Annotated in this window: 11 protein-coding genes; 4 read left to right on the forward strand and 7 right to left on the reverse strand. The window is 64.7% G+C overall.

Annotated features, from left to right (window positions below):
* Window positions 1–279 precede the first annotated feature (279 nt).
* A complete protein-coding gene (locus tag ACSQ3O_RS23590; protein WP_436140666.1) occupies window positions 280–1776 on the forward strand; it encodes a flagellin in 1497 nt (498 codons plus the stop codon).
* A gap of 123 nt (window positions 1777–1899) precedes the next feature.
* Window positions 1900–4098, forward strand: a complete 2199-nt coding sequence (locus tag ACSQ3O_RS23595; protein ID WP_137747664.1) for an O-linked N-acetylglucosamine transferase family protein — start codon at window positions 1900–1902, stop codon at window positions 4096–4098.
* Window positions 4099–4122: 24 nt separating this feature from the next.
* Here the strand turns inward: ACSQ3O_RS23595 and ACSQ3O_RS23600 are convergent, their stop codons facing one another.
* From ACSQ3O_RS23600 to rfbF, 7 genes are read right to left on the reverse strand one after another with little or no spacing between them, the layout of a single operon-like run.
* On the reverse strand, window positions 4123–4770 hold the full coding sequence (locus ACSQ3O_RS23600) for a hypothetical protein (protein WP_137747663.1): 648 nt from the start codon (window positions 4768–4770) through the stop codon (window positions 4123–4125).
* 37 nt (window positions 4771–4807) lie between these two features.
* Window positions 4808–5458 (reverse strand): GNAT family N-acetyltransferase, encoded by a 651-nt coding sequence (locus tag ACSQ3O_RS23605; RefSeq protein WP_137747662.1) that lies wholly within the window; start codon window positions 5456–5458, stop codon window positions 4808–4810.
* A 10-nt stretch (window positions 5459–5468) separates the two neighbouring features.
* Window positions 5469–6593, reverse strand: coding sequence for a DegT/DnrJ/EryC1/StrS family aminotransferase (locus tag ACSQ3O_RS23610; RefSeq protein ID WP_137747661.1), 1125 nt, complete (start codon window positions 6591–6593; stop codon window positions 5469–5471).
* Between the two features lie 54 nt (window positions 6594–6647).
* Window positions 6648–7889, reverse strand: coding sequence for a class I SAM-dependent methyltransferase (locus tag ACSQ3O_RS23615; protein WP_436140667.1), 1242 nt, complete (start codon window positions 7887–7889; stop codon window positions 6648–6650).
* Window positions 7886–8446, reverse strand: coding sequence for a dTDP-4-dehydrorhamnose 3,5-epimerase family protein (locus ACSQ3O_RS23620; RefSeq protein WP_436140668.1), 561 nt, complete (start codon window positions 8444–8446; stop codon window positions 7886–7888). The genes ACSQ3O_RS23615 and ACSQ3O_RS23620 overlap by 4 nt, the downstream gene beginning before the upstream one ends.
* Complete coding sequence (gene rfbG, locus ACSQ3O_RS23625) at window positions 8443–9510, reverse strand: CDP-glucose 4,6-dehydratase (protein ID WP_436141168.1); 1068 nt, start codon at window positions 9508–9510, stop codon at window positions 8443–8445. Before rfbG ends, ACSQ3O_RS23620 begins: the two co-directional genes overlap by 4 nt.
* 5 nt (window positions 9511–9515) lie before the next feature.
* Window positions 9516–10286, reverse strand: coding sequence for a glucose-1-phosphate cytidylyltransferase (rfbF, locus tag ACSQ3O_RS23630; RefSeq protein WP_137747658.1), 771 nt, complete (start codon window positions 10284–10286; stop codon window positions 9516–9518).
* Between the two features lie 399 nt (window positions 10287–10685).
* Here rfbF and motA point away from each other — a divergent pair, with 399 nt between their 5' ends.
* Window positions 10686–11546 (forward strand): flagellar motor stator protein MotA, encoded by an 861-nt coding sequence (gene motA, locus ACSQ3O_RS23635; RefSeq protein WP_137747657.1) that lies wholly within the window; start codon window positions 10686–10688, stop codon window positions 11544–11546.
* A gap of 75 nt (window positions 11547–11621) precedes the next feature.
* Window positions 11622–12554, forward strand: a complete 933-nt coding sequence (motB, locus tag ACSQ3O_RS23640) for a flagellar motor protein MotB (RefSeq protein ID WP_137747656.1) — start codon at window positions 11622–11624, stop codon at window positions 12552–12554.
* The last annotated feature ends 34 nt before the right edge of the window (window positions 12555–12588 follow it).

Genomic DNA, 12588 nt, shown 5'->3' on the forward strand with positions numbered 1-12588 from the left:
CCAGCCGGGGCGCCAGCACCACGCTGGCCTCCTGGGTTCCCAGAGCTGCAGGCCATCTGGTGAACGGCGGGCCACTCACGGTCCGTTGAGAGTGTTTTCGGGCAGCCGCCGGAAAACTTGAGGGTCAAACGCACAAGTTGTGGGACTTTTTGGCCGCTTATCGGGCTAACACACAAAAGTGGCATCCCCACAATTCACCCATCGTTCCCTCATTGACAGCCGGACGGGTGCGCTTGAACCGGCAAACAGATCCGTCTTGCGACGTTAAGGAGTTTCGCCATGGCAGCAACCATCAATACCAACATCAGCTCGCTGACCGCGCAGCGCAATCTCGGCACCAGCCAGATGTCGCTCAACTCAGCCATCCAGCGCCTGTCGTCGGGCCTGCGCATCAACAGCGCCAAAGACGACGCCGCCGGCCTGGCGATTTCCGAGCGCTTCACCAGCCAGATCCGGGGTTTGAACCAGGCTGTTCGCAATGCGAACGACGGTATCTCGCTGGCCCAAGTGGCAGAAGGCGCCATGGGGTCGGCCGGTAACATCCTGCAGCGGGTGCGTGAACTGGCAGTGCAATCGGCCAACGCCTCCAACAGCGCTGGCGACCGCCAAGCCCTGCAACAGGAAGTCGGCCAATTGGTGGCAGAACTTGACCGGATTTCGCAAACCACCGAGTTCAATGGCCAGAAATTGCTGGACGGCACCTTTGGTACGCAGCAGTTCCAGGTGGGCGCCAACGCCAACCAGACCATCGTGGCGGCAACGGCCAACCTGCGCACTAGCGTATACGGCAACAACCAGAACGTGGCATCGAACGGCTCGGGCGTCGGCGCGCAAGCCACTGTGGCAGCAGGCGCAACGTCCAATGGCGTAGCGGCCGGCACCATTGCCATCAGCGGCTACCTGGGCACCAACAGCATTGCAGCGGGCTCAAACGCTACGGCCAAGGCAACGGCCGACCAGATCAATGGTATGAAGGCCACCACCGGTGTGACAGCTACTGCCCGCACCGAAGTGCGCTTGAGCGGCATGTCTGCCGCTGGTTCCTATTCGTTGACTTTGCAGGGCGACAATGCCGGGTCTGCTGCAGCCGTGACCGTATCGTTCACGTTGACCTCCGCTACGGGCACTGACCGCCTGTCGGCAGCGGTGTCTGCCATCAACGACCAGGCTGCCAAGACGGGCATCAATGCTTCGCTGAGCCCAGACAGTACGCAAATCGTCCTGACCAATGCCACCGGCAATGACATCGTCATCGGCGACACCACCATTCAAAACGCCGCCGATGTAACGATCACGGGCTACGATGCGGCAGGAGCCTCCAACGGTACGGCCAGGACGCTCGGTACCAACACGGTTGCGGAAATGGTGAATACAGGCGGCTACATCGTCCTGGACTCGGAGAAGTCGTTTGCTGTTGACTCCACTACAGCAACCCAGCTGGATGACGGTGGCTCTGCACTGCAAGCTGTGGCCAATCTGGATGTGACCACCTTCAGCAACGCTACCAACGCGCTCAAGACGGTGGACTCGGCCCTGGCCTTCATCAACGGCGAACGCGCCAAGCTGGGCGCCCTGCAATCGCGCTTTGAAACCAGCATTGCCAGCCTGCAGATCACGTCCGAAAACCTGTCTGCATCGCGCTCGCGCATCCAGGACGCCGACTTTGCGGCAGAAACGGCCAACCTGTCGCGCGCCCAGATCCTGCAGCAAGCCGGTACGGCCATGGTGGCCCAGGCCAACCAGATCCCGCAGGGCGTGCTGTCGCTGCTCAAGTGATGGACCCGGCCCGCATGCTGCGCAGTGGGCCAGCAACGCAACAAAAGGGGCCCCACCGGGCCCCTTTTTCACATGGCACACTGTGCAGCGCCCCCGCTCCTTAGCTTGTAGATCGGCAGTCACGTGCAATCCAAACACACCGCCCAGGACGATCCCCGCCTCCATGCGGCACTCACCGCCGCAGACTGGCCTTTGCTGACGCGGCTGTGCCGCCAAATTCTGCGCAAAAATGGCCGCCACCTCGGTGCACACCGGCTGTTGGGCTTCTCGCTCCACAAGCAGCGTGCATTCGACGAGGCCCTCAAGGCCTACCGGCAAGCCTATGTGTACTGGCCCGGAGATGCCGAGCTGCTCATCAACTACGCCAATGTCTTGATTGAGCAAGCACGCAACTACGACGCGCTTCCGCACCTTGAGAAAGTCTGCGAACTGCGCCCCGAGCAGGCCGTCACCTGGATCAAGCTGGCCGAGTGTTGCTATCTGATCAACTTGCACAGCAAGGGATTTGAGGCCAGCCAAAAGGCACTCGCGCTGTCTGACTCCGTGCCACTGACGGTCGGTGCGTTGATGCAAAGCGCCATTCACCGCCGAGAGCTGGGCCAGGTGCGCGAGGCGGTGCAGGATTGCGAACGGGCTATCGCACTCAACCCGAGCGACCCTGGCAACTACACCAACAGGCTGCTGTTCATGCTGGCGGACCCGCAGGTAAGCGCGACGCAGCTGTCGGAGGCCGCCCGTCAGTTTGGCAACGTGTTTGAGCCCCCGCTGCGCCCCGATTGGCCCAGCTTTGAGGGCCACCGCGGCGCCCCCTGGCGCCGCTTGAAGATCGGGTTTCTGTCACCCGACTTCCGCATGCATGCCGTCATGTACTCGGTCGAGGGGCTGCTGGCGCAGCTGGACCGGCGGCAGTTCGAGGTGTATGCCTTCTACCTGTTCCCCAAAGGCGACCATGTCACCGATCGGGTGGAGTGCCATGTTGACCACTTCGTACGCCTGTCCGGCTTCAGCCCCCAGGAACAGGCAGAGGCCATCCGCGCCCAGAACATCGACATTCTGGTGGACTTGGCGGGCCACACGGGCAACAACGGCCTGCTCATCCTCGCGCACAAGGCTGCGCCGCTGCAGGTGTCCTGGCTGGGCTTCCCGGCAACGACTGGCCTGCAAGCCGTGGACTACAAGTTCACGGACGAAATCACCGACCCCCCCAACGCCGACGACCAATACACAGAGCAGCTGTACCGACTGCCCACGCTGTTTGCCTGTTACCGGCCCATGAGCCGCAACCCTCTGTGGCGTTACCAGCCCCGCTACCAGGTGCGCCCCTCGCCGGTGATGGACAACGGGTTCATTACCTTCGGCTCCTGCAACAACCTGGGCAAACTGACCGATGAGGTGCTGGCGCTGTGGGGGCGGGTTCTGGACGCCGTGCCCCATTCGCGCCTGCTGATCGAGGGGAAAAACTTCGACAAACCCGAGTTTGCACAGGCCTACCGCGATCGGTGCGAGGGTCTGGGACTCCCGCCTTCGCGGCTGGAGCTGGTGCCGCTCAACCAGGACAACCAGTACCTGACCTACCACCGCATCGATATCGCGCTGGACCCATTCCCACTGACCGGCGGCACCACCACCTTCGATGTGCTGTGGATGGCCGTGCCCATCGTTTCCATGATGGGCGATAGTTTCAAGAGCCGCATGGGCGTGGGCATGCTCAACTACCTGGGGCGCACTGAGTGGCTGGCAGAAGGGCCTGACGACTATGTGCGCATCGCCTCGGGCCTGGCAGCGGATGCCCAGGCGCTCAATGCGCTCCGGCTGAGCCTGCGCAGCGAGGTGGAGAACTCGGCGCTCATGCGTGAAGACCTTTACTGCAGGCACTTTGGCGAAGGCCTGCGGGTCATGTGGCTGAAGTGGCTGGCGCAGGCGGAGCATCCCTCTGACCCGCAGGCGCAAGAGCAGGCCCTCCAGGAATGGATATCCCAGTTCCCGCCAGAGTGGGAACAGCCCCCGGTCCCGGGCGTCGGCTTGAAACCCGGCCAGCGGGTCAGCCTGCAAGCGGCGCACCAAAGCCTGCAGAACCTGGTGGAAAAAGCACGGTCGGCCGCACCGCCCCGGCCGACGGGCGAATCCGCCCCCCGGATCACAGACCGCCACTGGGTGGCAGTGACCGAGCTGGCAGAGAAAGTGCTCAACGCCGTGCCACACGATCCCGTGGCCCTGGCATGCCTTGCCGAAGTGGAGCACGCGCATGGGCACACCGAGTTCGCGGTCACCTACCTTCAATATGCAACGCAGGCCATGGGAATGGGCCTTGAAGGCGCCTGACGCAAAGGTCAGAAAGTCAGAGAGTCAGAGACGGAAGATGTCGTGCAGGGCGTTGTGCCGGGTGGGCTTGAAGACCGCCCGGCCAGCGTCGCCACGGTACACGGTGCAATGCCCCGGTGAGTCCGTATTGACCAGGCTGGCCCCCTGCGCCAGCACCGTGCCATCGCCCACCTGGCACCGCCCGATGATGGCCGTGCCCGGGTACATGATGACCCCCTCTCCCAGCACCGGGGCCACCCCATGGTTCTTGCCGACGGTGGAATTCTGGTAGATCACCAGAAAGTTGCCATAGGTGGCCTTGGCGAAGACGATGCCGACGGAATGTCCGATGAAAAACACCGGCGGCATCTCGATTTCGTAGAAGAGATCGATGCCGTTCAAGGCCTTGTTCAGCAAAAACAGGCGCGTGGGTGTGTCGGTGCTGGCCGTGCGGCGCCAGATGGTGTTGGCCAGAAAGTAGAGAAAGCTGCAGTACTGCGTGGAATGCAGCGGGTCAAAGCAATCTTGCCGCCAGGGCCGCACGGCATTGATGCATCCGTGCAGGCGAGCCAGGGCTTCGTCCAGGTGTGCGTCGATGTCCGCACGGGGGTCAAAGTCGTCAGGCAGCGTGTGGTGTAGCTGCTGCGCCACGTAGCGCACCAGCTGCGCACGGTCCATTCGCAAGATTTCCATGCAGAGCCTCCTCTCCTCCCCAGCGCCCTCGGCCAGCTCAGGCCTGGGGCAGATGCAATTGCATGTACACCAGGCTGGCCGGTGCATCGACGGCCTGCGGGTCCTCCGTCCAGTCCACCCCGCCAGGGACGGTGCTGGCCACAATCGGCACCCGCTGGTATTCCTGGAAGCCCACCTTGCGGTAGAACTCGACCGCCGGGTTGTCTGACCGCACCCGCACGGCCAGCGTCTGCAGCCCGAGCGCGTCGCGCGCCCAGCGCATCAGCACCAGCAACGACGCCTTCATCACCCCCGGAGGGGAAGCCCCGCCGCTGACGATGGCATCCGCCTCGCCATAGCCGCGCTGCCAGTCGATAAAGCCAAGCCCCACGTGCCCCACGCGCTCGCCGTCCAGCGTTTCCACCATGAACAGCATCTTGCCCGGGTTCTGGTGCACCGCGCCTGCCAGCCAGGCGGCAGTGCGCTCAGGGGTCGAGACAAATTCGGTCAGGAAGGATTTGACATGGCGATTGCGCCAGTCGGTGAGCAGTTGCGCATCGACGGCATCAATGTGGCCGGGAACGGTGGCGATCGGCCGGACCACCGCCGCGAGCGGCTGCCCCACGGGCAGCACCAGCCCGGTCTCGCCCGCACGGGCCGTCTGCTTGATGGCAGCCAGAAGCTGCTGTCCAGGCGTTGGCGAAGTCATGGCAACCTCTTCACACCTGGGCAAAGTAGCGGCGCACCTGCTCGGCCACGGTGTCCACGTTTTCCAGCGGCATGCGCGAGTGCAACGGCAGCGAAAGAATGCCTTTGCCCACCTCATCGGTCACGGACAGGTCTCCGGCCCGGCAGTCCTTCCACAGCGAGAACCAGTGCCCTGGCTGCCAGTGGATGCCCGTGTCCACGCCGTTGGCCTTCAGAAAGTCGCGCAGCGCATCACGGTGCTCTGCGGGCACCCGGATGTAGTACAGGAACGGGTTGACGTCCGCAAAGTCCGTGGGAGGCGTGCGAACCTGGGCAATGCCCTGCAGCTTCTCGTTGTATCTGCGCGATGCCGCCTGGCGGCTCGACTTGATCACATCCAGCTTGCCCAGCTGCGCGAGGCCAATGGCAGCGTGCATATTGAGCATGTGGTAGCGAAAGCCCACGCGCTCCACATCGAAAGTCCAGGCGCGCTTGTTCTGGTACATCACCTCGGCGGGCTGCTGCATGCCCAGCAGGCGCAGCTCGTGCACGCGGCGCAGCTCCTCTTCGGTGCGCACAACGATAGTGCCGCCGTCCAGGCAGGTCACGGTCTTGACCGGGTCGTGGCTGAACACGCAGATGTCCGAGAAGCTGCCCACCATCCGCCCCTTGTAGCTGGAGCCAAACGAGTGCGCGGCGTCGTGAATCACGCGCAGCTTGTGGCGCTCGGCAAAGGCGGCAATGGCGTCGTGGTCGCTGATGATGCAGTCGTAGTCCATCACGATGATGGCCTTGGTGCGCGGCCCCACCAGGGACTCGGCCTTGGCAAGATCCAACTCCAGCGTATCGTCAGCGCAGTCGCAGAACACGATGTCGGCCCCCACCCAAGTGATGGCCTGGTAGTCGGCCGAGCAGTTGAAGGCCGATACGATCACCTCGTCGCCCGGCCCCACGCCCGCCAGCAGCAGCGCGATGTGCAGGCCCGCCGTGCCGGTGCTGACCGCCGCCACATGCCTGTCGGGCGCCTGCAGGATCTCCTTCACCTTCTTTTCAAAGCCGGACACGTAGCTGCCCATGCCGAGCCAGCCCAGCTCCAGCGATTCGCGGCTGGCATCGATTTCTTCCTGCTCGATCAAGGGTTTGAACATTGGGATCATGGTGGTCTCCTTCGTGGGTGTCTGATGGAAATTGGGGTGGCGACAGGGGGGCGGCTACCAGACATCCAGACGGGGAACAGCGGTGACGAACCGCCCTCCCCAATCACGGATGTCGCTGAGCTGGGCGCTGACTTCGTGCCGCAGGTTCCACGGCAGGATCAGGATGCGCTGGGGCTGGTGGGCGCGCAGGCGCGCCTCGCTCACCACCGGGATGCGGCTGCCGGGCAGGTACTGGCCTTGTTTGGCCGGGTTCTTGTCCACCACATAGGGCAGCAGGTCGGGCCGCACGCCCGCAAAGTTGAGCAGGGTGTTGCCCTTGGCGGCCGCGCCGTAGGCGCCCACGGTGGTGCCGTCGGCCTGGCATTGCAATAAAAAGGTGAGCAGCTCGCGCTTGACCCGTATGGCCTGGGCCTGAAAATCGCTGTAAAAACCAGCCCCCAGCATGCCCGCCGCCGCCTCGGTGGCCAGCAGTTGCTCCACGCGCGCGGCGCCCCCGGCGCTGGCCTGCGGGTGGCCCACCGCATCGGCGCGGGCGGCCAACACGCGCAGGCTGCCGCCGTGGGTGGGCAGCTCCTGCACGTCGATCACGACCAGGCCGTTGGCCGCAAAGATGCGCTGCACGGCGGTGAGCGACAGATAGGAATAGTGTTCGTGGTACGCCGTGTCGAACTGGCAACCCTGCACCATGCGGAGCAGGTGCGGAAACTCGAAGGTGGCCACGCCGTGGGGCTTGAGCAGCCGCGCGAAGCCGCCGACAAAGTCGTTGATGTCGGGCACATGGGCCAGCACGTTGTTGGCGGCGATCAGGTCGGCCTGGCGGTCGGCGGCTGCCAGCTCGTCGGCCAGGGCCACGCCAAAGAAGCGCTCCACCACCTCAATGCCCTTGGCGCGGGCCGCCGCTGCGGTGCTGGCGGTGGGCTCCACGCCATAGCAGGGGATGCCGGCGGCCTGCACGTACTGCAGCAGGTAGCCGTCGTTGGACGCGACCTCGACCACGCGGCTGGCGGCGGTCAGGCCCAGGCGTTCGCGCATCGCCTCGACATAGGCCTGGGCATGGGCGAGCCAGGACGACGAAAACGAGCTGAAGTACGCGTAGTCGTCAGTGAACAGCGCCTCGCGCCCCGCGTGGTCTTCGGTCTGCACCAGCCAGCAGGTTTCGCAGACCAAGACGCGCAGCGGGAACCAGGTCTCGGGCGCGCGCAGCGCGGCCTCGGCCAGGTAGGCGTTGGACGGGGGCGCGCTGCCCAGGTCCAGGAACGTGAGTTGCAGCGGGCTGCCGCAGTGTCGGCACTTCACAGGCGCACTCCTTCGAATTCTTCGGTCAGCGCACGCTGGCCAGCGTCGCGCGGCGAGATCGGGCCCAGCGGCAGCGGCCAGGCAATGGCCAAACGCGGATCGGCCGGGTGCAGCCCGGCCTCGGCGGCGGGCGCGTAGGCGGCCGAGTGGCAATACAGCAGCTCGGCATGGTCGCTCAGCGCCTGAAAGCCGTGCGCAAACCCGGGCGGGATGAGCAGTGCGTTGCCGTTATCGGCTGAGAGGTGCTCGGCGTGCCAGTGCAAAAAGGTAGGGGAGCCCTGGCGCAGGTCCACGGCCACGTCCCAGACCTCGCCGCGCAGGCAGCTCACCAGCTTCATCTCGGCGTGCGGCGGCTTTTGGTAGTGCATGCCGCGCACCGTGCCTTTCAATGCGGTGTAGCTCTGGTTGATCTGGGCGATAGCGCCCATCCAGCCCGCGCCCGCCAGTTCATCGGCGCAGAACAGGCGCGCAAAAAAGCCGCGCTCGTCCACCAGCGGCTGGCGTTGCACACGAAAAAGCCCCGCCAGGGGCAAGGGCGCCAGGGCGAGGCGGCTCATGGGCGGGCCTCCCAAGCGTCGATGTCGGCCAGACACAGCGCGCGGGCATCGGCGCCGCCATGTTGCTGGCGGTACCAGTTCATGGTGCGGGCCACGGCGGTGTTCAGCGACCAGTGGGGGGCCACGCCCAGCACCTGGCGGGCGTGGGCGGTTTCCAGCGCCAGCCAGCCGGCTTCGTGCGGGCCTTCGCTATTATTTTCATAGCTGGTAGCGCTTGATGGATAGGCGGCAGAGGCCAATTCAATGACGTTTTTGACCGTGGTCGCCTCGTGCGGGAGCGGGCCGAAGTTGTAGGCACCGGCCAGCGCGGGCGATTCCCACAGGTGCTGGGCCAGGCGCAGGTAAGCGGCCAGCGGCTCCAGCACATGCTGCCAGGGGCGCGTGGCCTGGGGGCGGCGGATGTGCAGGGTCTCGCCCTTTTCCCAGGCGCGCACGGCGTCGGGCAGCAGGCGGTCTTGCGCCCAGTCGCCACCGCCAATCACATTGCCTGCGCGGGCGGTGGCCACGGCCACGCCCTGCGCAGCCAGGAAGGCATCGCGGTAGCTTGCTGTGACCAGTTCAGCGGCGGCCTTGCTGGCGCTGTAAGGGTCGTGCCCGCCCAGCGGGTCGTCTTCGCGGTAGGGGTAGGCCCATTCGCGGTTGCGGTAGACCTTGTCGGTGGTCACCACCAGCGCCACACGCGCCTCGGGCAGGCCGCGCAGCGCATCGAGCACATGGGCAGTGCCCATGACGTTGGTGGCAAAGGTGTCGAGAGGCGCCGCGTAGCCGGGCCGCACCAGCGCCTGCGCGGCCAGGTGCAGCACCACCTCGGGCCGGGCGGCGCGCACGCGCATGGCCAGGGCCTGGGGGCTGCGGATGTCGCAAAAATGGCTCTCGATGCCCGCGCCCGCCTGGCCCAACTGGGCCAGGGTGAACAGATTGGGCCCGGTGGCGGGCGGCAGCGCCACACCGGTGACCTGGGCGCCCAGGCGCTGCAGCCACAGGGCGAGCCACGCGCCCTTGAATCCGGTGTGGCCGGTAAGCAACACGCGCTTGCCGCGCCAGAAGTCGGAATCAGGGCGCATCGTGGTCACCAGCATTTCCAGGGCGCACGGCCCGATTGCCACAGGTCTTCGAGCTGGTTTTTCTCGCGCAGCGTGTCCATGGGCTGCCAGAAGCCGGTGTGCTCAAACGCGCGCAACTGGCCGCTGCTGGCCAGGCGGGCCATGGGCTCCAGCTCCCAGCTGGTGGCATCGCCATCGATGAGGTCTATCACCTCGGGCTGCAGCACAAAGAAGCCGCCGTTGATCCAGCCGCCATCGCCACGGGGCTTTTCCTCGAACCCGGCCACGGTCTCGCCATCGCGCATCAGGGCGCCATAGCGGCCCGGGGGCAGCACCGCCGTCACCGTGGCCTGCCGGCCGTGGGCGCGGTGGAAAGCGAACTGCGCGGTCATATCGAGATCGGCCACGCCGTCGCCATAGGTAAAGCAGAAGGGTTCGTCGTTCGGCAGGTACTCCTGCACCCGGCGCAGGCGCCCTCCGGTCATGGTGCTTTCGCCCGTGTCCACCAGCGTCACGCGCCAGGGCTCGGCGTGGCGGTGGTGCACTTCCATGCGGTTGTTGGCCATGTCAAAGGTCACGTCCGACATGTGCAGGAAGTAGTTGGCGAAGTATTCCTTGATGACATAGCCCTTGTAGCCCAGGCAGATGATGAAGTCGTTGACGCCATGGGCGGCATACATCTTCATGATGTGCCACAGGATGGGCCGCCCACCGATCTCGATCATGGGCTTGGGACGCAGGTGCGACTCTTCCGAGATGCGGGTGCCCAGGCCCCCCGCGAGCAGTACGGCTTTCATGCCCTCAGCATAGTGCAGCCCCTGCACCGCCAAAAGGTGTTGTGGCTGCGGAAAAACGGGCCAAATGCAGGGATTGGCCGGGGTGGTCCCGGCAGCACCACGGGGCCAGGGGCCTTCTCAGGCGCCATATTGCTACTCTTTATATAGCAACAATTTGTTGACCATCAGGCGCAAACGGCCTTTTTTATGCAGATTCTGGTGGTGTGCGGCGCTTATCCCCGACCGGAGACAGCGCCCGCGCCATTCCGCCAAGAAGCCCCGTTTTGGCAGTTCTCTTGCGGCATTTCGTGCTCAGCAATCCGATACATTTGCAGTAACCTTCGGTAAACCCTTGGCGGGCAGCCCTGACACCACGGCTGTGACCGCCCTCGCTGCGAAGCCGCCCAACACGTCTAAAGCATGTTCGTCATCATTGGTTACGTCGTCTGTCTCGGCTGCATCTTCGGCGTGTACATCGTGCACGGCGGGAACATCAGCGTGATCCTCAAGGCCCTGCCCTTCGAGATCATCACCATCCTGGGTGGCGCCCTGGGCGCGTTTGTGGTGAACAACCAGCCCAAGGTGATCAAGGCCACCATGGCCGCGCTGCCGATGGCGCTCAAGGGGTCCAAATACACCAAGGCGCGCTACATGGAGCTGATGGCCATGCTCTATGACATCCTGCAGAAGGCCCGCAAGGAAGGGCTGATGGCGATCGAAAAAGATGTCGAGGCGCCCCACGAGTCCGAAATCTTCAAGAAATACCCCACGGTGGGCAGCGACCACCATGTGATCGAGTTCACCACCGACTACCTGCGCATGATGGTGTCGGGCAACCTGAACTCCCACGAGATCGAGGCGCTGATGGACAGCGAAATCGATACCCACCACCAGGAGGCCCATGCCCCTGTGGCCGCGCTGGCCCGGCTGGCCGGCGCCCTGCCCGCCTTCGGGATCGTGGCCGCCGTGCTGGGGGTGGTGAACACCATGGGCTCGGTGGGCCAGCCGCCTTCCGTGCTGGGCGGCATGATCGGCTCGGCGCTGGTGGGCACCTTTCTTGGGATTCTGCTGGCCTACGGTGTGGTGGAGCCCCTGGGCGGCCTGGTCGAACAAAAGACAGAAGACGCCGCCAAGGAACTGCAGTGCATCAAGTCCACCCTGCTGGCCAGCATGCAGGGCTACAACCCAGCCACAGCCATCGAATTCGGCCGCAAGGTACTCTTCTCTGATGTCCGCCCCAGCTTCACCGAGCTGGAGGGGCATGTGAAGGGGAAGAAGTAGTCACCAGAACAGATAACCACTGCAACCCCGTCCCTCACCAGGAGCAGCGAACACCCCACCTGATCCCTGAGCGCCATGGCAGAAAAGAAACTACAGCCCATCATCATCAAGCGCGTCAAGAAAGGCGGCCACGCCGTGCACGGCGGCGCCTGGAAGATCGCGTATGCCGACTTCGTGACGGCCATGATGGCGTTCTTCCTGCTGATGTGGCTGCTGGGCTCCACGGCCAAGGGCGAGCTGCAGGGGATTGCGGCGTATTTCGCGTCGCCGCTCAAGGTGGCGATGACCGGTGGGGACGGCTCGGGCAACAGCTCCAGCGTGATTCCGGGCGGCGGCAACGACCTGGCCAAAGTGCACGGACAGGTGCGGCGCGCCGAGATGGAAGAGGCCAAGCAGCGCCGCATGAGCATCGACGCTGCGCGGGCCGAGCGCGCCAAGCAGGACCTGGACCGCATCAAGGCCCTGGAAGCCAAGATCGACGCGCTCATCACCGAAAACCCGCGCCTGAATGAATACAAGTCGCAGATCCGCATCGACATCACCCCCGACGGCCTGCAGATCCAGATCATCGACGACCAGAACCGCCCCATGTTTGACAGCGGCAGTGCGTTGGTAAAACCCTACATGCGCGACATCCTGCGCGAGATCGGCTCTGCGCTTGGGGGCGTGGAAAACCGCATCAGCCTGGCGGGCCACACCGATGCCGTGCCCTATGGCAACAGCGAGCGCGGCTACAGCAACTGGGAGCTGTCGGCCGACCGCGCCAACGCCACGCGGCGCGAACTGGTCTCGGCCGGCATGCCAGACGCTAAACTGGGCCGTGTGGTGGGCTTGGCGGCCAGCGACCTGCTGGAGCCAAACAACCCGCGCGCACCCGCCAACCGGCGCATCACCATCACGGTGTTGACCCGCGAAGCCGAAGAACGTCTCATGGGCAAAGGGATCCCCGAAATCACTTCGACAGAACTGCTGAATGAAAAGCGGGAAAATCCCCCCCCACGCAGGTAACAGTTACGACTTGTCACCTAACCTGCCACCCATG

This window comes from Acidovorax sp. LjRoot74, from assembly GCF_964254355.1.
Taxonomy (GTDB): Bacteria; Pseudomonadota; Gammaproteobacteria; order Burkholderiales; family Burkholderiaceae_C; genus Acidovorax.

What these genes read in the sequence shown, in the direction of transcription:
- motB (WP_137747656.1), top strand. Translation starts at nt 11,622, where the DNA reads ATGGCAGAAAAGAAACTACAGCCCATCATCATCAAGCGCGTCAAGAAA.
- ACSQ3O_RS23620 (WP_436140668.1), bottom strand. Translation starts at nt 8,446, where the DNA reads ATGAGCCGCCTCGCCCTGGCGCCCTTGCCCCTGGCGGGGCTTTTTCGT.
- ACSQ3O_RS23590 (WP_436140666.1), top strand. Translation starts at nt 280, where the DNA reads ATGGCAGCAACCATCAATACCAACATCAGCTCGCTGACCGCGCAGCGC.
- ACSQ3O_RS23600 (WP_137747663.1), bottom strand. Translation starts at nt 4,770, where the DNA reads ATGGAAATCTTGCGAATGGACCGTGCGCAGCTGGTGCGCTACGTGGCG.
- rfbF (WP_137747658.1), bottom strand. Translation starts at nt 10,286, where the DNA reads ATGAAAGCCGTACTGCTCGCGGGGGGCCTGGGCACCCGCATCTCGGAA.
- rfbG (WP_436141168.1), bottom strand. Translation starts at nt 9,510, where the DNA reads ATGCGCCCTGATTCCGACTTCTGGCGCGGCAAGCGCGTGTTGCTTACC.
- ACSQ3O_RS23605 (WP_137747662.1), bottom strand. Translation starts at nt 5,458, where the DNA reads ATGACTTCGCCAACGCCTGGACAGCAGCTTCTGGCTGCCATCAAGCAG.
- ACSQ3O_RS23610 (WP_137747661.1), bottom strand. Translation starts at nt 6,593, where the DNA reads ATGATCCCAATGTTCAAACCCTTGATCGAGCAGGAAGAAATCGATGCC.
- motA (WP_137747657.1), top strand. Translation starts at nt 10,686, where the DNA reads ATGTTCGTCATCATTGGTTACGTCGTCTGTCTCGGCTGCATCTTCGGC.